The 20301-nt window shown below is 43.5% G+C and carries 19 protein-coding genes; 17 read left to right on the top strand and 2 right to left on the bottom strand.

Going from position 1 to position 20301, the window contains the following annotated elements; genetic code table 11:
* The first annotated feature begins 35 nt into the window (after positions 1–35).
* The 4 genes from LH47_RS09410 (at position 36) to LH47_RS09395 (ending at position 4114) form a co-directional block, all read left to right on the top strand.
* Complete coding sequence (locus tag LH47_RS09410) at positions 36–1493, top strand: glutamate synthase subunit beta (protein ID WP_043966862.1); 1458 nt, start codon at positions 36–38, stop codon at positions 1491–1493.
* A 59-nt stretch (positions 1494–1552) separates the two neighbouring features.
* Positions 1553–1912 carry a hypothetical protein gene (locus LH47_RS09405; protein WP_043966860.1) on the top strand — a complete coding sequence of 120 codons (360 nt, stop codon included), beginning with the start codon at positions 1553–1555 and terminating at the stop codon, positions 1910–1912.
* Between the two features lie 110 nt (positions 1913–2022).
* Positions 2023–3705 carry a dihydroxy-acid dehydratase gene (gene ilvD, locus LH47_RS09400; protein WP_043966869.1) on the top strand — a complete coding sequence of 561 codons (1683 nt, stop codon included), beginning with the start codon at positions 2023–2025 and terminating at the stop codon, positions 3703–3705.
* Between the two features lie 82 nt (positions 3706–3787).
* On the top strand, positions 3788–4114 hold the full coding sequence (locus LH47_RS09395) for a DUF3870 domain-containing protein (RefSeq protein ID WP_003395822.1): 327 nt from the start codon (positions 3788–3790) through the stop codon (positions 4112–4114).
* Between the two features lie 20 nt (positions 4115–4134).
* Here the strand turns inward: LH47_RS09395 and LH47_RS09390 are convergent, their stop codons facing one another.
* The gene (locus LH47_RS09390; RefSeq protein WP_021095283.1) at positions 4135–5325 is read right to left on the bottom strand and encodes an acyl-CoA dehydrogenase family protein; all 1191 of its coding nucleotides are present in this window, start codon (positions 5323–5325) and stop codon (positions 4135–4137) included.
* Positions 5315–6472: a CaiB/BaiF CoA transferase family protein gene (locus LH47_RS09385; protein WP_043966858.1), complete on the bottom strand. Its 1158-nt coding sequence runs from the start codon at positions 6470–6472 to the stop codon at positions 5315–5317. Before LH47_RS09385 ends, LH47_RS09390 begins: the two co-directional genes overlap by 11 nt.
* Positions 6473–6880: 408 nt before the next feature.
* On the opposite strand from LH47_RS09385, the gene gabT reads away from it, so the two are divergent.
* The 13 genes from gabT (at position 6881) to LH47_RS09325 (ending at position 19974) form a co-directional block, all read left to right on the top strand.
* Entirely contained in the window at positions 6881–8182 is a 1302-nt protein-coding gene (gene gabT, locus LH47_RS09380) for a 4-aminobutyrate--2-oxoglutarate transaminase (protein WP_043966857.1), read from the top strand.
* Entirely contained in the window at positions 8182–9624 is a 1443-nt protein-coding gene (locus tag LH47_RS09375; protein ID WP_084221306.1) for an aldehyde dehydrogenase family protein, read from the top strand. Before gabT ends, LH47_RS09375 begins: the two co-directional genes overlap by 1 nt.
* Before the next feature lie 14 nt (positions 9625–9638).
* Positions 9639–11018: an APC family permease gene (locus LH47_RS09370; protein ID WP_043966853.1), complete on the top strand. Its 1380-nt coding sequence runs from the start codon at positions 9639–9641 to the stop codon at positions 11016–11018.
* Between the two features lie 89 nt (positions 11019–11107).
* Positions 11108–12733, top strand: coding sequence for a thiamine pyrophosphate-binding protein (locus LH47_RS09365; RefSeq protein WP_043966851.1), 1626 nt, complete (start codon positions 11108–11110; stop codon positions 12731–12733).
* On the top strand, positions 12730–14205 hold the full coding sequence (locus LH47_RS09360) for an aldehyde dehydrogenase family protein (RefSeq protein WP_043966849.1): 1476 nt from the start codon (positions 12730–12732) through the stop codon (positions 14203–14205). The genes LH47_RS09365 and LH47_RS09360 overlap by 4 nt, the downstream gene beginning before the upstream one ends.
* Before the next feature lie 13 nt (positions 14206–14218).
* Positions 14219–15367 (top strand): saccharopine dehydrogenase family protein, encoded by a 1149-nt coding sequence (locus LH47_RS09355; protein ID WP_043966847.1) that lies wholly within the window; start codon positions 14219–14221, stop codon positions 15365–15367.
* A gap of 98 nt (positions 15368–15465) precedes the next feature.
* Complete coding sequence (locus LH47_RS09350; protein ID WP_043966845.1) at positions 15466–16278, top strand: electron transfer flavoprotein subunit beta/FixA family protein; 813 nt, start codon at positions 15466–15468, stop codon at positions 16276–16278.
* Between the two features lie 12 nt (positions 16279–16290).
* A complete protein-coding gene (locus LH47_RS09345) occupies positions 16291–17340 on the top strand; it encodes an electron transfer flavoprotein subunit alpha/FixB family protein (protein ID WP_043966844.1) in 1050 nt (349 codons plus the stop codon).
* The gene (locus LH47_RS09340) at positions 17333–18628 is read left to right on the top strand and encodes an FAD-dependent oxidoreductase (RefSeq protein ID WP_043966842.1); all 1296 of its coding nucleotides are present in this window, start codon (positions 17333–17335) and stop codon (positions 18626–18628) included. Before LH47_RS09345 ends, LH47_RS09340 begins: the two co-directional genes overlap by 8 nt.
* On the top strand, positions 18610–18912 hold the full coding sequence (locus LH47_RS09335) for a ferredoxin family protein (RefSeq protein WP_084221304.1): 303 nt from the start codon (positions 18610–18612) through the stop codon (positions 18910–18912). Before LH47_RS09340 ends, LH47_RS09335 begins: the two co-directional genes overlap by 19 nt.
* A 5-nt stretch (positions 18913–18917) precedes the next feature.
* Positions 18918–19118 (top strand): hypothetical protein, encoded by a 201-nt coding sequence (locus LH47_RS15270; protein WP_084221303.1) that lies wholly within the window; start codon positions 18918–18920, stop codon positions 19116–19118.
* A 108-nt stretch (positions 19119–19226) separates the two neighbouring features.
* Complete coding sequence (locus LH47_RS09330; protein ID WP_043966838.1) at positions 19227–19592, top strand: hypothetical protein; 366 nt, start codon at positions 19227–19229, stop codon at positions 19590–19592.
* Positions 19579–19974 carry a hypothetical protein gene (locus LH47_RS09325; protein ID WP_043966836.1) on the top strand — a complete coding sequence of 132 codons (396 nt, stop codon included), beginning with the start codon at positions 19579–19581 and terminating at the stop codon, positions 19972–19974. The genes LH47_RS09330 and LH47_RS09325 overlap by 14 nt, the downstream gene beginning before the upstream one ends.
* The last annotated feature ends 327 nt before the right edge of the window (positions 19975–20301 follow it).

The raw sequence follows: 20301 nt of genomic DNA, 5'->3' as shown, positions 1-20301 counted from the left end.
GCGATCGCTTCTGTAGAAAAGAAAGGGGGAGAACGATGGGGAAAGCAACAGGGTTTATGGAATATGTACGGGAGGAAGAAAAAAAGCGCGATCCGCTTTCTCGTTTACAAGATTGGAACGAATATACGTTTCCGTTTTCCAATGAAACGTTAGCACGTCAAGGAGCAAGATGTATGGATTGCGGTACCCCTTTTTGTCATATGGGAATGGAACTAAATGGATTAACGTCAGGATGTCCGATTCATAATCTCATTCCAGAATGGAACGATCTTGTATACCGTGGACGTTGGAAAGAAGCGTTTGAACGGTTAGCAAAAACGAATAACTTCCCAGAGTTTACGGGGCGTGTCTGCCCAGCACCGTGTGAAGGATCGTGCACCGTAGCCATTTCCGATTCGGCGGTGGCCATTAAAGGAATTGAGCGAGCAATCATCGACAAAGCATTCGCAGAAGGTTGGGTTCAACCGCGCATTCCGAACAAGCGAACAGGAAAAAAAGTCGCTGTGATCGGCTCAGGACCAGCCGGCTTAGCATGTGCAGACGAATTAAATCAAGCAGGCCATCTTGTCACTGTATACGAGCGTGCCGATCGCATAGGGGGACTATTAACATACGGCATTCCGAATATGAAACTTGGAAAAGATATCGTCGAACGGCGTGTGCGCCTGCTTAGCGAAGAAGGAATTACATTTATCACGAATACAGAAGTTGGAAAGCATATCACTGTCAATGAGTTACAGAAACAATATGATGCGGTTGTGCTTTGTATTGGAGCGCAAAAACAGCGCGATCTTGTTATAGAAGGACGCGAATTAGAAGGCGTTCATTTTGCAATGGATTACTTAACCCAAACAACAAAATGGTTGTTGACCGGTGAAAAAGACGAAGCATTTATTGATGCCAAACATAAACATGTCATCGTCATCGGTGGTGGAGATACAGGAGCTGACTGTGTGGCGACGGCATTGCGGCAACAATGTAAAAGCATTGTTCAGTTCGGCAAGCACCCCGCGCTGCCGACTGATCGTGCAAGTGATAATCCGTGGCCACAATATCCTCTTATTTTTACCGTTGATTATGCATATGAAGAAGCGGAAGCGAAGTTTGGTACGGATCCACGTCAATATTGCATTCAAACGAAAAAAATCGTCGGTGATGATAGAGGGAACGTAAAGGAACTGCATACGATTCAAATGGAAAAAATAGTAGATGAACATGGGTGTATTGTATTTAAAGAAATTCCAGGTACAGAGAAAGTATGGCCATGTGACATCGTGTTAATCGCCATCGGTTTTGAAGGACCAGAGCCATCACTTTTACAACAATTTGGAATAGAAACAGGAAACAAAAAAGTAAAAGCGTCACGATACAAGACGAACGTCAAAGGGGTATTTGTCGCAGGTGATGCAAGACGCGGACAAAGTCTTGTCGTTTGGGCTATTCATGAAGGTCGGGAAGTAGCGAAAGAAGTTGACGGTTTCTTAGGGAAATGAATCATCTCCTCTTTTTGTGCATATGATTGTTGTATCATTGAAAAAAGGAGATGATCTACTTGTCTTTTCCAAACATCCCTAATATTAAGCCGGACATTGATTTAGATGAAGAAGATGTGCTATCGTTATTGCTTGCATCGATCGCATTGGAAGAATTAAGTTTGGCACATATTATGAATGCTGAGGCAGAAAAGTTGCAAGCCGTGTTAGGCACCCTCACAACGAGTGCAAGTGGAACGAAAGCACAGACGCTTCATGATTTATTGAAAGTCAACCGATCTGTTGAGCGAACGTTACGGACCGTACTGAAAAATCAAATGCTACTTCAATTTAAGTTAGAAGATGTTAGCGATTTAATTCATCTTTTTCATGAACACAAACGAAAAAAACATAAAGATAAAATAGATTGCGATCAATAAACAAAGAATTAGCCCCTTTGTCTACGATATTTGTAGATAAAGGGATTTTTATTTTTAGAATTGTCATTTTATTTAAAAAAGTGCTACAATGTTTAACAAGTTCAGAAAAGATGGAGGGATTTGTTTTGCGTAGCGATATGATTAAAAAAGGATTTGACCGTGCGCCACATCGTAGTTTATTGCGTGCGGCAGGGGTAAAAGAAGAAGATTTCAATAAACCGTTTATTGCGGTTGTAAACTCGTATATTGATATTATTCCAGGACATGTTCATTTACAAGAATTTGGTAAAATTGTGAAAGAAGCGATTCGTGAAGCCGGCGGTGTTCCGTTTGAAATGAATACGATCGGAGTGGATGATGGCATCGCGATGGGACATATCGGCATGCGCTATTCGTTGCCGAGCCGTGAAATTATCGCCGATTCTGTTGAAACCGTCGTTTCTGCGCATTGGTTTGATGGGATGGTATGCATTCCAAACTGCGATAAAATTACACCTGGTATGATGATGGCTGCGATGCGCTTAAACATTCCAACCATTTTTGTAAGCGGGGGGCCGATGAAAGCGGGTGTGACAAGCGATGGCAAAAAAATTTCACTCTCTTCTGTATTTGAAGGAGTGGGAGCATATCAAGCGGGGAAAATTGACGAAAAAGGGTTACAAGAACTTGAACAGTACGGCTGTCCGACATGTGGTTCTTGCTCAGGGATGTTTACAGCCAATTCGATGAACTGTTTAGCTGAAGCGCTTGGCCTAGCTCTTCCGGGTAACGGTACGATTTTAGCCATTGATCCGGCACGAAAAGAATTTGTGCGCCGTTCGGCTCAACAGTTAATGTATTTAATTGAGCATGATATTAAACCACGTGATATTGTGACCGAAAAAGCAATTGATAACGCGTTTGCACTTGACATGGCTCTCGGTGGTTCAACAAATACGGTGCTACATACGTTAGCGATTGCGAATGAAGCAGGCATTCATTATCCGCTTGAGCGAATTAATGAAGTTGCGGCCCGCGTACCACATTTAGCAAAACTCGCTCCAGCATCCGATATGCATATTGAGGACTTACATGAAGCAGGTGGAGTGTCTGCGGTATTACATGAATTGTCGAAAAAAGAAGGCACGCTTCATTTAGATGCATTGACGGTGTCGGGAAAAACGCTCGGTGAAAACATTGCAGGGTGCGAAGTGAGAAACTATGAAGTTATTCGTCCGATTGACAATCCGTATTCAGAAACAGGCGGACTGGCTGTATTGTTCGGCAATTTAGCTCCAGATGGTGCAATTATTAAAACAGGTGGCATTCAAGGAGGAATTACGCGTCACGAAGGACCAGCAATCGTATTTGACTCTCAAGAAGAAGCGCTTGAAGGGATCGCGGCAGGGAAAGTACAGCCGGGGCATGTCGTCATTATTCGTTACGAAGGGCCAAAAGGTGGACCAGGTATGCCAGAGATGTTAGCACCGACATCACAAATTGTCGGGATGGGATTAGGGACGAAAGTAGCGCTCATTACGGACGGTCGTTTCTCCGGTGCTTCCCGTGGGCTATCGATTGGGCACGTATCACCGGAAGCAGCTGAAGGAGGCCCAATTGCTTTTGTGGAAAATGGGGATCACATTGTCATTGATATTGTAAAACGAACAATTGATGTTCATGTTCCAGAAGAAGAGTGGGAAAAGCGAAAAGCAAATTGGAAAGTATTTGAACCGAAAGTAAAAACAGGATATTTAGCTCGCTACTCGAAGCTCGTAACGTCCGCAAGTACAGGTGGAATTATGAAGATTTAATTGATTTTGTCGAAAGATTGTTCAAAGCATTGACACAGCCCACCGTTATAATAGGAAGTAACATGGTGATGGGGGGAGAGGAATGAATACGCAATTCATTGCCGGTCATGCACGATTGCCTTCAGGAATGGCGGCAAAAAGCGTGTTTGATACGTTGACGATTACAGCAGAAGTAGATAAAAAGTACGGTGTCATCGTGGATGCTTCTTGTACGTTAGCAACAGAACACGGCCGTGATTATGTGGCGAGGTTGTTAAAAGGGCATTCATTAAAAGATGGAATTGACGAGCCGCTCGCTCAATTACACGAAGGGTATTTAGGAAAAGCAAATCAAGCGTTATGCGCAGCATTAAAAGATTTGTATAAACAATATTGTAAACTAGAAGAAAAGATGCATGCAGAAAAATAGAAGGTGACACGAGCCACCTTCTATTTTTCTTCCCAAGCTGGAAGCATTTTTCGGAGCGGTTTATCTTGACGATAGCCAAGCACGTATTCCGCTTGCATAATCGTATGAATTTCGCGCGTTCCTTCGTAAATGACTGGCGCTTTTGAGTTGCGTAAATATCGTTCTACAGGATATTCATTGGAATAGCCATAAGCCCCGTGAATTTGTACCGCGTCGTCAGCAGCCTTATTTGCAAAGTCGCATGCCATCCATTTCGCTAACGATGTTTCACGCGTATTTCGTCTTCCTTTATTTTTCAAAAATCCTGCTTTATATACGAGCAAGCGGCTCATTTGCAACCCTGCTTCCATGTTCGCAATCATTTGTTGCACGAGTTGATGGCGGCCAATTTCCTTTCCAAACGTTTTTCGTTCGTGGCAATATTTCACACTTGCTTCTAAACAAGCCATAATTAAGCCGCACGCCCCAGCAGCAACAGTAAATCGTCCGTTATCGAGTGCGGACATCGCAATTTTAAACCCTTCTCCTTCTTCTCCGAGTAAATTTTCTTTTGGGACGCGGACATTGTCGAAAAACAGCTCGCCTGTATTGCCTGCACGAATGCCAAGTTTTCCTTTGATGGCACGTGATGAAAAACCAGGCATCGTCCGTTCAACGATAAAAGCAGAAATACCGCGATGTTTTTTTGATTTATCTGTGTAAGCGAAAACGATGAAATGGTCGGCAATGTCACAAAGAGAAATCCACGTTTTTTGTCCGTTTAAAATATAGTCATCTCCATCGCGTACAGCAGTTGTGGAAATGGCTGCGACATCTGAACCAGCGTTTGGCTCCGTTAATCCGAATGCCCCAATTTTCTCCCCTTTTGCTTGTGGTACGAGATATTTTTGTTTTTGTTCTTCTGTTCCCCATTGAAGTAGTGTTAAACTATTAAGTCCGATATGGACAGAAACGGCTGTGCGAAACGCAGTATCTCCACGTTCAAGCTCTTCACATACGATGGCTAGTGAATTGTAATCCATCCCCATTCCGCCGTATTGCTCTGGAATGCATACGCCCATTAAGTTTAATTGTGCAAGACGTTTTAAAATGTTTGGATCGAAATAGCCTCGTTCATCCCATTCTTTTATGTGAGGTAAAATTTCTTTATCAACAAATTTTCTTACCGTTTGTCGCAACATTTCTTGTTCTGGAGTAAAATCAAAGTTCATCAAGTTTTTTTCCTCCTTTAATAAATAAATCGTTATGTTCCCCTGCAAGAGGTGGAGCAAATCGATATGTGACCGGTGTGTGTGAAAACTTTAACGGTGTGCCGACCAGTTTTAACGTTCCAACATCTGGGTGATCCATGTGGATGAGCATGTTTCGTGCGTGCGTTTGTGCATGTTGAAACACTTGATCTAGCGTATGAACAGGACCGCAAGGAATGCCTTTTTGTTCAAACAATTTCTGCCATTGTGCACGCGTTTTCTTTTTTAATTCATCGTTTAGCCGACGATTTAGTTCATGGCGATGGGCGACTCTACCGGCATTTGTTCGAAATCGCTCATCTGCACCGATTGATTGATCTTCTAGCAGTTCGCATAGTGCTTGAAATTGCCGATCGTTTCCGACGGCAACAACAAACAAACCATCGCTTGCTTCATATGTCGAATACGGAACGATGTTTGGATGATCGTTTCCTAACGGTTTTGGCACTTCACCGGACATGAGATAATTCGACGCGACGTTTACAAGCGCACTAATGGCACAATCAAATAAACTTAAATCAATTTTTTGTCCGCTTCCTGTTTTTTGCCGAGCGATGAGTGCTGCTTGTACGGCGATCGCTGCATACAAACCTGTGAAGATATCTGTGACCGCCACGCCGACTTTTAACGGTCCGGATTGTTCTGTCCCGTTAATGCTCATCCAGCCGCTCATCGCTTGAATGATATAATCGTAGCCAGCTAAATGATGATACGGCCCTGTTTCACCAAATCCAGTAATTGAGCAGTAGATGAGTTTCGGATTGATGGCGGACAGATCATCATACCCAAGCCCAAGCCGTTCCATCGTTCCTGTTTTAAAATTGTGAATGATAATGTCGGCTGTTTTTGAAAGTTGACGAATCGTTTCTTTTCCGCTTTCATCTTTTAAATTGACAGTTATGCTTCGTTTGTTTCGATTGACAGCTGCATAGTAAGCGCTCATACCGTTTTGAAACGGTGGTCCCCAAAAACGTGTATCATCTGACCCTCTCGGTGCTTCGATTTTTATGACATCTGCCCCGAGATCACCTAAAATCATTGTGGCATATGGGCCAGCAAGAACGCGCGTCAAGTCAATTACTCGAATCCCATCTAAAGCTCCGGCCATTCGTTCACCTCCATTTTCGTAATAAAAAAACCAGTCCCTCCCTACAACGTACAGGAGAGGAACTGGCATAAACGATTCGAGCGTGTCTTTCGAAAAGAAAGTCGGTCGAATCGGAACAGTTCTTTAACAAAAAAACTTACGTTGCTACCCGAAGCCAAACGGTCAGTTGTTTGGTGGGGCTAGCTACTTTCAGTATAAAACAGCACGTTTATTTTGTAAATATTTTTTATTTTAAAAATAGTTTGACAAAATAAAAAAGATTGTCTTAAAATAAAAGCAAATAAGCAAAAACTGTGGAGCTTATTTTACTCGTCTGATCGGCGAGCAACTCATAAGCACCAGCCAGTTTAGTCATTGTGTCATCACGATGATTAAACTGGCTTTTTATTTGTCGAAGGAGGAGAGATCATGTCGAATTGGATGGAACGAAGAAGAGAAGCAGTTGCAAGAGCGCCATACAACGTGACGGAAATTTTTATTAAAGAAGCAAAAGGAGCAATGATTCGCGACATAGATGATCGCGAATATATCGACTTTGCGGGGGGGATTGGTGTACAAAACGTTGGACATTGTCACCCAAAAGTAGTCGCTGCCATTCAGCAGCAGGCGGCAGCGTTTATTCATCCATGTTTTCACGTGACGCCTTACCAATCGTACGTGTTATTAGCAGAAAAATTAAATGAGCTAACACCGGGTGACTTTCCGAAAAAAACGATCTTTTTAAATAGTGGTGCGGAAGCAGTGGAAAACGCTGTGAAAATTGCAAGAAAGTATACAGGTCGCTCGGCGATTGTGTCATTTACAGGTGGATATCATGGTCGGACGCTATTAACGATGTCGCTAACAAGCAAAGTAATGCCATATAAAAAAGGATTTGGTCCATTCGCCCCAGAGGTGTATAAGTTGCCATATCCATACTATTATCGAGCAAACGGGCAAACGGCAGATGAGGTGGATGAACGGTTAATAGCAGCACTGCAACAGTTTTTTACTGCGGAAGTGGCGCCTGATCATGTGGCTGCGATCATTATTGAACCTGTACAAGGAGAAGGTGGGTTTGTCGTTCCATCGGCGAAATTTATGCAGGCGATTCGTCGCATTTGCGACGAGCATGGCATCGTGATGATTGCTGATGAAATTCAAACGGGTTTTGCTCGAACCGGGCGTATGTTTGCGATGGAACATTTCGGCGTAGCACCTGATTTAATGACATTGTCGAAGTCGATGGGAGCGGGTGTGCCGATCAGTGCAGTCGTTGGCCGAAGTGAAATAATGGATGCACCTGAAGTTGGTCAGCTTGGTGGCACGTTTTCTGGGAGTCCATTGGCATGTGCAGCTGCACTCGCTGTTTTAGATGTCATTGAAGAAGAACAGCTTATTTTGCGTGCTCGTCATCTTGGTGAAAAAATGATGACGCTTTTAGAAGAAATGAAGCGACAGTTTGACATCGTTGGCGATGTGCGCGGGCTTGGGGCGATGTGCGCGATCGAGCTTGTAACAGATCGCGAGCAAAAAACGCCAGCGAAAGAACAAACAGCATATATTGTGTCCCATGCATGGAAGCGCGGAGCGATCTTTTTAAGCGCTGGATTATACAGCAACGTTGTACGCTTTTTACCGCCGCTTGTGATGACAGATGAACAGCTACAGAAAGGTTTTTCTATTTTACACCAACTATTATCAGAAGTACAACAAAAGGTGGTGAAATGATGCGTGAAGTGAAAAACTACATTGATGGTGAATGGACTGAAGGGAAAAGTGAAACGATTGAGCGATACAATCCAGCTGATCAAACGGAGCTTGTTGCAATCGTGGTCGGTTCGTCTGTTCATGATGTGGATGAGGCGGTGTTTGCTGCGGTGAAAGCAAAGAAAAAATGGGCGCAAACGGCTGCTCCAGAGCGTGGCGCGTATTTGCAAAAAGTCGCTCATTTATTTGAGCAATATGCGGATGAATTGGCGGAATTAGCTACGAAAGAAATGGGGAAGCGTTTTGTTGAAACGAAAGGAGAAGTATATCGTAGCGCAGCTATTTTACGTTATTATGCCGGAGAAGGGTTGAGAAGAGTAGGGGAAGTGTTACCTTCATTTGACGCAAAAAATTTATTTTTTACAAAACGTGTGCCTGTCGGGGTTGTAGCTGTCATTGCTCCATGGAATTTTCCGCTAGCTATCCCGATATGGAAAATTGCCCCTGCCCTCGTTTATGGAAATACGGTTGTATTTAAGCCTGCACTAGAAGCAAGCGCTACAGGAGCTCGCATCGTTGAATTGTTCGCAGAAGCAGGATTACCTTCAGGAGTTTTAAACTTTGTCGTCGGCCGTGGAAGCACAATTGGTGATGCCATTGTCGAACATAAGAATGTCGATGCGATTACGTTTACAGGCTCGAATGCGATTGGTAGTGAAATTGCAAAAAAAGCAGCAGCTCGTGGGGCGAAATATCAACTTGAACTTGGTGGAAAAAATCCAGCCATCGTTTTAAAAGATGCAAATATCGAATTTGCTGCTCGACTCGTTGTAGAAGGAGCGATGAAACAAACGGGGCAACGTTGTACGGCAACGAGTCGCGTATTTGTTGAGAAAGAGATTATCGATGTATTTCGAGCGCATGTGATGGAACAGGTGAAACGTATTCGAGTTGGAAATGGAATGGACGAACAAGTGACGATGGGGCCGGTTGTCTCGAAAAGACAATTTGAAACGGTTCAGCGTTACATCCATATTGGAACACAAGAAGGACGGCTGCTGATTGGAGGGGGAGCGAGCGATGATGTAGGCTGGTATATTGAGCCAACTGTATTTGATTCTGTTTCCCATCGCTCCATTATTGCGACAGAAGAAATATTTGGTCCTGTCCTATCGATTGTAGAAGCGGCATCCATAGATGAAGCGATTGAAATGGCAAACGACAGCATTTATGGGTTGAGTGCTTCGCTATTTACAAATGATGTATCGAAAGCGCTTTATTTTATTGAACATATCGAGGCGGGAATGGTACAAGTGAACGGTGAGACAGGCGGTGCGGAACCGCAAGCACCGTTTGGCGGGATGAAGCAGTCAAGCTCAGGCACGCGTGAACAAGGGCAAGCGGCCATCGAATTTTTTACTGCGTATCAAACGATTTCTATTCGGCCACATCCAAATATGTGAAAGGGGGATATGTAATGGATCAACAGTTTCATAAAGTATTAACGAAATTAGATGTGTTGTTATTGGCATTTGGGGCGATGATCGGTTGGGGATGGGTTGTGCTTTCAGGTACGTGGATTACGAGTGCAGGTTCACTCGGAGCGATCATTGCCTTTTTAATCGGGGGAATTCTTGTTATTTTTGTTGGTTTGACATATGCAGAGTTGTCATCAGCCATGCCGAAAGTGGGGGGAGAACATTATTTTGTTTTGCGGGCTCTCGGACCTAAGGCTTCGTTTATCGCTGCTTGGGCAATTGCTCTTGGCTATTTATCGGTTGTAGCATTTGAAGCTGTTGCACTCCCAACAGTGATTGAGTACTTATTCCCAACATTTAAATTTGGATATCTTTGGACGATTGCAGGTTGGGATGTGAACGTTTCATGGGTGATGATTGGCATGATCGGTTCAATCATCATTACATGGATCAACTATCGCGGAGTAAAAAGCGCAGCCTTTTTACAAGTCGTATTGACGTTTGTTATCTTTCTTGTCGGTATGGCACTTTTAAGTGGCTCACTCATAAATGGAGAAACATCAAATTTACAGCCGTTATTTAAAGATGGCTCGGCTGGCTTACTCGCTGTGTTAGTGATGACTCCATTTATGTTTGTCGGTTTTGACGTCATTCCTCAAACAGCAGAAGAAATGAATATTCCACAACGTTCGATTGGAAAAATTCTTATTTTATCTGTAGCATTGGCTGTTTTGTTTTATGTCGGGGTTGTTTTTGCAGTATCATACATTTTACCGAATGATGTCTTGACAAACTCATCGCTTCCAACAGCAGATGCGATGGCTGCAGCATTAGGTAGTTCGTTTTTCTCAAAGGTGCTCATCATCGGGGGATTGGCTGGCATTTTAACAAGCTGGAACGCGTTTATTATCGGTGGTAGCCGCGTGCTTTATGCGATGGCACAAGAAACATTTCTTCCACAATGGTTTGCCCGCATTCATCCAATATACAAAACACCATCCAATGCGATCTTATTCATTGGAACGCTCGCCACATTCGCTCCTCTACTCGGCAGACCAATGCTTGTTTGGCTTGTAGATGCAGGAGGTTTTTCAATCATCATTGCTTATTTCCTTGTTGCTTTATCATTTATTGCATTGCGCAAAAAAGAACCAAATATGCCACGTCCGTTTCAAGTCGGTCAATCATCCGCTGTCGGTTGGATCGCGCTCGTATTGTCGATCGGATTTATTTTCTTATACATGCCAGGTATGCCATCTCAGCTTGTCTGGCCATATGAGTGGCTCATATTTATCGGATGGTGGGTGATTGGGGCATTTTTTATCATACGAATAAAAACGAAAACAATGGAACAAACAGAACATGTACATCGGATGTAGAGGGGCGAATATGCTCCTCTTTTTGTTTGTGAGGTTATAAAACGATTTCATTTGTGTATACATGATACAAAAAGAAAGGAGGGCTTGTAGTGAATGCAGCTGAGGCGATCGTTCAATGTTTAAAAAGCGAAGACGTTTCCCATGTCTTTTGTGTACCGGGGGAAAGTTATTTACCGATCCTTGATGCCCTTTTTTCTGAACAGACGATTCAACTCATTTCTGCTCGTCATGAAGGCGGCGCCGCATTTATGGCAGAAGGATATGCGAAAGCGAGCAAAAAAGTCGGTGTGGTAATGGCAACAAGAGGGGTAGGAGCAACAAATGCCGCCATCGGTATTCATACAGCAAGACAAGATTCGACGCCAATGGTTGTATTGTTAGGACAAGTTGCGCGAGCGTTTCGGGGGCGCGAAGGCTTTCAAGAAATAGATGTTGAAGCATGTTTTCGTCCCCTAGCCAAATGGGCAGCAGAGATTGACGATGCACAAAGGTTGCCTGAGTTGTTGACACGGGCGTTTCGAATTGCTCAAACAGGAAGGCCTGGGCCCGTTGTCGTTGCGCTTCCTGAAGATGTTCTTCATGAACAAGTCGATCAAGTGACGTTTTCAAAAACGATTGTTCCAAAACCAGCACCGAACGAGGAGGATATTCAACGCATTGAGCAGTTATTGCAGTCAGCGAGGCGACCGGTTGTCATTGCGGGTGGAGGAATTATATGGTCAAAAGCAAACGATGACCTTCGTTTATTTGCGGAAAAATGGTCGCTTCCCGTCATGTCTTCTTTTCGTCGACATGATGTATTTCCAAACGATCATCCTCTTTATGTTGGTCATCTTGGTTTAGGAACGCAACGAGCGATCATCGAAACGGTGGAACAAGCAGATGTTGTTTTAGCCATCGGTACGCGCCTGTCAGAAGTGACGACACAAGATTATAAGTTACTATCGACGCAAAAACTTATTCATATCGATATTGATTACGATGTCATCGGTGTCACATATTCTCCGCATATTGGTGTTGTTTCTGATGCGAAAGAAGCGTTAAGCCGGTTGTTGAATATTCAACTTCACCCGTCATGGACAGCCTGGGTACAAGAACGGCGTGGGGCATACGAACGAGTTTCATCACTTTCGTCCATGAAACGGAATGTAAACGAAGAAATTATCCACATCCTTCAACATCTTCTTCCATCCGAAGCGATCATTACAAATGATGCGGGCAATTTCGCAAGTTGGCTCCATTCATTTTTTCAATTTCAGCAACATACATATATTGGGCCAACATCAGGAGCAATGGGATACGGACTACCAGCAGCCATTGGTGCAAAATTAGCAAATCCACATCGTTCGGTCGTTTCATTAAGTGGAGATGGTGGGTTTATGATGACGATCCAAGAGCTAGAAACAGCCGTTCGATACAACATCCCTATCATTAGTGTGGTGTTTAACAATCAAATGTATGGAACGATTCGCATGTATCAAGAGCTTCGGTATCCAAAGCGCGTGATCGGGACAGATTTAGGCGATATATCGTTTGCAAGTATAGCGCGTTGTTTCGGGGCTGATAGTATGCGTGTAGAAACAGGAGAACAATTTTCATCCGCGTTTACTACAGCACTCCAAAACAATAAGCCAACTGTGATTGAAGTCATGACAGATCCGAACGTATTATCTCCATTTTTAACAATTGAACAGGCGAGGGGAGGAAAACAATGAAAGTATTAAACTATATAGACGGACGATGGGTGTCATCGACAAGTGGGCAATTTGTTTCAATTATAAATCCAGCTACGGGTGAAAGCATCGGGGAAGTGGCATTATCAAATGAACAAGATGTCAAACAGGCAGTGTCGGCGGCGAAGCGTGCACAGAAAAAATGGGCGCTTGTGCCGGCCCCAAAACGAGCAAAAGTACTTTATAAAGTTGGCATGTTGCTACAAGAAAGGAAAGAACAAATTGCCCGCCTATTAACGATGGAAATGGGAAAAGTGATTGAGGAAGCGCGTGGAGAAGTACAAGAAGGAATTGATATGGCGTTTTACATGGCAGGGGAAGGTAGGCGGTTATTTGGCGATACGACCCCATCAGAGCTACCGAACAAGTTCGCAATGAGCGTTCGTGCGCCGATTGGTGTCGTCGGATTAATCACCCCTTGGAACTTTCCAATCGCCATTGCAACGTGGAAGTCATTCCCTGCGATCGTTGCCGGCAATGCAGTTGTTTGGAAACCAGCGCTAGAAACACCGATCATGGCGCAGCAACTTGCGCAAATATTTGAGGAGGCAGGCTTACCAAACGGTGTGTTTAATGTTGTGCATGGACGCGGTTCTGTCGTTGGCGAAGCGCTTGTTGAACATCGTGATGTAAAAGTCATTTCGTTTACAGGATCCAATGAAGTTGGCCGGCGCATTGCGGAAATGTGTGGACGTCATTTGAAAAAAGTATCTCTTGAAATGGGTGGGAAAAATGCCATTATCGTCATGGATGATGCAGATATAGCGCTTGCTGTAGAAGCCATTATATGGAGTGCTTTTGGCACATCCGGTCAGCGTTGTACTGCGTGCAGTCGAGTTATCGTTCATGAACATGTAAAAAAACATGTGGAAGAACGGTTACTTGCAGCGATAAATACATTAACGGTTGGAAACGGACTAGAAGAAGGAGTGAAAGTTGGACCAGTCATTAATCAAGATGCGTTACAAAAAATTCACCATTACGTTCAAATTGGAAAAAATGAAGGGGCAACGCTACTGGCAGGCGGGTATATACTGCAGGATGGGCCATACAAAGAAGGATTTTATTACGCTCCAACGTTGTTCACAAACGTTACACCGACGATGCGAATTGCGCGAGAGGAAATTTTCGGTCCCGTCACATCAATTATATCCGTTCGCAGTTTAGAAGAAGCGATTGAAGTGAATAACAGCGTTGATTATGGGCTTTCTAGCGCGATTTTTACTCGTGATATTCATCGAGCGTTTACAGCGATGCGCGATTTCGATACAGGAATTGTATATGTAAATGCGGGAACGACAGGGGCAGAAATTCATTTGCCTTTTGGTGGAACGAAAGGAACAGGCAACGGACATCGTGATTCAGGCGTCGCAGCACTCGATGTATTTACGGAGTGGAAAAGCATTTACGTTGACTATAGCGGTAAATTACAACGCGCCCAAATTGATGTGTGAAGGAGGTTAGACGATGAATGTCATTGTTCTTGGAGCAGGTTTAATGGGAAAAGAAGCGGTGCGTGATTTAGTTGAACAGCAAGCGGTATTATCGGTAACACTTGCGGATGTCGATGAGGAGAAAGCGAAAGCCGTTCAACGTTCGTTGGCATCAGAAAAAGTGAAAGTGAAGCGAGTGGATGCAGCGAATGATCAAGAACTGCAGGCTGCGATGCATGGGCATGATGTAGCCATTAATGCACTTTTTTATACGTTTAACGAAAAGGTAGCGAAAGCGGCCATTGAAACGGGTGTGCACGCCGTAGACTTGGGTGGGCATATCGGACATATGACAGATCGTGTCCTCGCTTTACACGAACAAGCAAAACGAGCAGGGGTTACGTTAATTCCAGATTTAGGTGTTGCCCCAGGAATGATTAATATTTTAACAGGATATGGAGCGAGTCAACTGGATCGCGTTCATACCATTAAATTATATGTTGGCGGTATTCCTCTTCGGCCAGAACCGCCACTCGGATATAATCACGTCTTTTCGCTTGAAGGTTTGTTGGATCATTACACGGATCCTTCCTTCATTATTCGGGATGGACAAAAACGGCAAGTGCCATCTTTATCAGAAGTTGAAACAATTTATTTCGATCGTTTCGGTCCGCTTGAAGCGTTTCATACATCAGGGGGAACATCTACGCTGCCACGGTCTTATCCACATGTAAAATGTCTAGAATATAAAACGATTCGCTATCCCGGTCATGCAGAAAAATTTCGGTTGCTCGTCGATTTACAATTGACGCGTCGTGATTATGAAGTAGAAGTTGATGGAGTGATCGTACGTCCTCGTGACGTATTGTTAAAAGTACTTACGCCACTTTTAGATTTAAAAGAAAAAGACGATGTCGTCTTGCTGCGCGTAATTGTGTCGGGGGAAAAAGGTGGGAAAGAAAGAACGTACGAGTACGAAATGGTAACAGAGAAAGACCGCCAAAAACATGTCACGGCGATGGCGCGTTCAACGGCCTATACGGTTTCTGTTGTTGCACAAATGATTGGCGACGGAACGATTCAAAAACGTGGTGCATATCCTCCTGAACAAATCGTTCCAGGGGATCGCTATATTGAAGAAATGGTTCGTCGCGGTGTTGTTATTCGAGCAACTATGCGTTGAAATTGTGAACAAAATGGTAAATTTTCTGATTGTTATGACGAGGAATTTGTTGATTATGCTAGAATATTTATACATCAAATCGATTTGGAGGTGAATATATGCTACATATTGTAGCCTGTATTAAACAAGTGCCAGATACGAAAATTATCAAAATGAATCCAAAAACGAACACGATGGATCGTGCGAGCGCACCTGCTATTTTAAATCCGTATGATGCGCATGCGGTAGAAGAAGCTGTACGTTTAAAAAAGAAGTACGGTGGAATCGTATCTGTTTTAACGATGGGTCCTCCACCAGCAGTAAAAGCCATAAAAAAATGTATAGAGCTTGGGGCAGATGAAGGGTACATGATTTCAGACCGAGCATTTGCCGGAGCGGATACGCTCGCTACAAGTTATGCGCTCACAAAGGCGCTTGAAAAAATTGCAAAACAGCGTCCGATTGACCTTATCATTTGTGGAAAAATGACGATTGATGGAGATACGGGGCAAGTCGGACCTGGTATTGCACGTCGTTTAAACATTCCTCCTCTAACTGGTGTAAACAAAGTCGTTGAATTGAATAAAGAAAAAGGGTATGCGATCGTTCATCGTAAATTAGAAGATGGGTATGAAGTCGTCAAATCACAATTGCCTTGTTTGTTCACTGTAGAAAAAGACATCAACGACATCTCCTTTGCACCTTTGCCAAACATGATTAAAGCCGCACGATATCAACCAACGATTTGGACTGCAGACGACTTAGAAGATGTTGACCGCAAACAACTAGGATTAAAAGGATCTCCAACGATTGTATCAAAAGTATGGGCACCACCGAAGCCAGAAGGTGGAAAGATATTAACAGGAACAAAAGAAGAGCAAGTGAATGAATTGTTGTCTATTATACTTGAGAAAAAAGAGCTTTTTTCATAGGGGGAGTAGCGAATGAATTTCGATGATTATCGGGGGATATGGATATACATTGAAGTAAAAGACGGGCAAATTGCTCCTGTATCGTTAGAATTATTAGGAGCAGGACGGATGCTGGCAGATAAACGTAAAACAGAGCTTGCAGGAGTTTTAATCGGTAGCGGTGTAAAAACACTTGCCCCGATTCTTTTCCAATACGGTGCAGACGTTGTATATGTATATGATGATCCAATTTTTGAACATTACCGAACAGAACCATATATGCGTGCTTTGCTCGATTGTTGCCATAAACATAAACCAGAAGTCATTTTATACGGGGCGACGCCATCCGGGAAAGATTTGGCGAGTGCCATCGCAACTGATTTACCGACAGGATTGACGGCTGATACGACAATACTTGATATTGAAGAAGATACCGGTTTGTTATTAGCGAGCCGCCCGGCGTTTGGCGGAAATATTATGGCGACGATTTTATGTAAAAAATATCGTCCACAAATGGCGACGGTGCGCCCGAAAGTAATGAAATCGCTACCGCCAGATCCGTCGCGCACAGGTCGCGTGATCGAGGAGCATATTGAGTTACACGAAGAAGAAATGCGGACGAAAGTGTTACAGATTGTGAGAGAGACAGCGAAAAAAGTGCGCATTGACGAAGCGGACATTGTTGTTGCTGGCGGAAAAGGGATGGGCAGCAAAGAAGGATTCCAACTCATTCACCAGCTCGCAGAAGTGCTTGGTGGTGCAGTTGGGGCGAGCCGTGATGTTGTAGAGGCGGGATGGATTGACCATCATCACCAAGTCGGGCAAACCGGTGTGACTGTCACGCCGAAAATTTATTTTGCGATCGGCATTTCCGGAGCAATTCAGCACGTTGTAGGCATGCAAAATTCGGAACTCATTATCGCCATCAACAAAGACCCGAACGCTCCGATTTTCCAATCATGCCACTACGGTATTGTCGGCGATGCGTTTGAAATTGTCCCGCTTTTAATTGAACGATTGAAAGAAGAAATTCCAAAGATAAAAGCAGCTGCCGATGTGAAGGAGGAGATCCGCCATGCCTGAAAAATTTGATTGTATTGTTGTTGGTGCAGGTCCGGCTGGAACAGCTTGTGCCTATGAACTAGCAAAAGCAGGGGTTAACGTGCTGCTTTTAGAGCGTGGCGAATATCCAGGAGCGAAAAACGTCATGGGTGGTGTATTGTACAGAAAAATGATGGAAGATATTATTCCAGAGTTTTATAAAGAAGCGCCGCTAGAACGCCCAATCGTCGAGCAGCGGTTTATGATGATGGATAAAGAGTCGGCTGTCACGTTCAGCTACAAAGGGTTAGAGTGGGGGCGGGAGCCGTATAACAATTTCACCGTATTGCGTGCCAAATTTGACCAATGGTTTGCCGAAAAAGCAGTCGAACAAGGAGCACTGCTCGTTTGTGAAACGGTAGCGGTCGAATGCATCGTCGAAAATGGCCGCGTCATCGGTGTTCGTACGGACCGACCAGATGGCGACATTTATGCGGATGTCGTCGTGTTAGCAGACGGCGTCAACTCGCTCTTAGCGAAACAGCTCGGGTTTCATCGCGAATGGCGGCCAGATGAAGTCGCTTTAGCGACGATGGAAATTTTAAAACTAGATAAAAACGTGATTGAAGACCGCTTTAATCTTGAAGCCAACCAAGGCTGTACGATCGAAATTTTTGGCGATGCGACAAAGGGGATTTTAGGAACAGGATTTTTATATACGAATAAAGATACGCTCAGCATCGGTGTCGGTACGCTTTTATCCGGATTAATTAAACATAAAATCAAGCCGTATGAGCTACTTGAGTATGTGAAAAATCATCCGATGATTCGTCCATACATTCAAGGGAGTGAACCTGTCGAATATTTGGCGCACTTGATCCCAGAAGGTGGCTATCATTCCATTCCGAAAGTGGCAGGCAACGGGGTGCTTGTCGTTGGGGATGCGGCACAGCTTGTCAATGCGATTCATCGGGAAGGTTCAAATATGGCGATGACTTCTGGTCGGTTAGCGGCAGAAACGATCATTATGGCAAAAGAGCAAAACGACTTTTCCGAAAGCATGCTTGATCAATACCGAATGAAACTGATGGAAAGCTTTATTGGGCAAGACTTGAAAAAATATAAAGATGCGACCCATCATTTTGAATCGTTCCCACAATATTTTGAACAATACATCCCGATGCTCAACCGTGCAGCAAGCCAAATGTTTACGGTGGATGGGGCATCGAAATGGGAAAAACAGAAAAAAATTTGGCGTGATCTCGGTTCGACGAAACAAAAGTTTAAACTGGCACGCGATATGATGAAAGCATGGAAGGTGATGAAATGATGAAGGCGCAAACGATTGAAGAAAAGCAATATTTAGTTCGCTTTAACGCGGATACGAAATCGCATCTTCACGTGCTTGATGACAATATATGTTTGACGAAATGCCCAGATAAAATTTGTACCATTTTTTGTCCAGCCGCCGTTTACAAATGGGAAGATGTTCGCATGCATGTTGGCTATGAAGGCTGTCATGAGTGCGGCAGCTGTCGTATTGGCTGTCCGCACGAAAACATTCAATGGGAATATCCACGCGGTGGGCATGGCATCGTCTTCCGTCTCGGGTGATCGCTATGTTTCACATCGGGGATTGCGTCGTCTATACGGATGGAACGAGAGGGATTGTGCTGGGAGTAACCAATGATTGCTGCCACATCTTATGGGAAGACTACTTCGTCAGCTGGGAGAAAAAAGAGTTATTAACAGTCGATGAAGAGCTAACAAAAAAACAAACGATTCGAGTGTCCTCCAATGTAAGCCACCCTTTGTCGTAGGGTGGTTTTTTGTTTCTTTATATACAATTTATTCTAAAAAAGGGGTTGACGGATAATTTTTTTTTTTATGATTATTTCGTAAAATATTCTTTCGTTAGGAGGGATACCATGAATAAAATACAAAAAGCTGCACATTGGGTTGTCAGTTCCATTGCTGATGATTTGAGAAGTAATACGATTTCTAATGTCGTTGGGATGGCTACAGGTGGAATAGGTAATGGAGTGAGAGTATATAAAGCTGCAACTACAGGATTCACTATGTTAGAAAGAAAAGTGGCTTCAGAAACGGCAAAAGGAGCCGCAAAAGGTACAGTAGCAGGATATTTCGCCGGAAGTTATGTAATAGGCAGTATGAACAAAGTTGCTGCAGTAGAAAAATGGTTTGACAGTACAAAAGTAGGCAAAGCAATTGATGACGGCATAACAAAAGTGGAAAATAAACTTCATAAATTAATTGGCGGTGGTCGTTATTAAGTTATTTAGTGTAAATAGTTGCACTGAACTTGACCGTGAGCGTAATCCTATAGAGATAAAAAAAGTTTTTACTCCACTTGACAAATACTGTATCATTCATTGTGTTATTTCACATGTTGAAAAAACTGATAGATTTGTTGAAATGATATGGTATCATCCACATGGAGAAGCAGTTTTTAGGATTAAGATAGAACTTGACCGAAAAAAAACGATACAAAAAGTATTTTCAATTGTGGATTTTTCTTTTTTTCTTCATTTGGATAAACCAGATGGTATTTGGAAAATTCGTATCATGCCCTTCAATCTAGAGTACGATTTAGAAATAAAAACATTTGGTTTTCGAGTTAACGATGTTTTATCTACTTATGACTTCAGAGTGTGAAAGAGGAAATAACATGAAAAAAAGTTACATTGTGTGAGTAAAATATTTGTGGGTGACATTCAGGAATGATTCCCCGACGAGGGTTGCGAACTTTTGTTCGCGACGCTCGTCGGGGCCACCAAGCGAAGCGCGGTAGAAAAAAGCAAATGTCATGCAAAAAGGACTCTCTCCCTGCTATGATGGTGATGACCAACATCAATAAAACAGGAGGGAGAGAGTCCATGAAACATTTTACCACAGAATGGCCTTTATTAAAAGAGCTGGAGGAACAATTAGTCAGAACTCTTCAAAAGGTGTTCGCTGTCTTGTTGGCGGCCCTTTTGGAGG

This window comes from Anoxybacillus thermarum, assembly GCF_000836725.1.
GTDB classification, from domain to species: Bacteria; Bacillota; Bacilli; order Bacillales; family Anoxybacillaceae; genus Anoxybacillus; species Anoxybacillus thermarum.
This window is presented reverse-complemented; position numbering and strand designations above follow the sequence as displayed.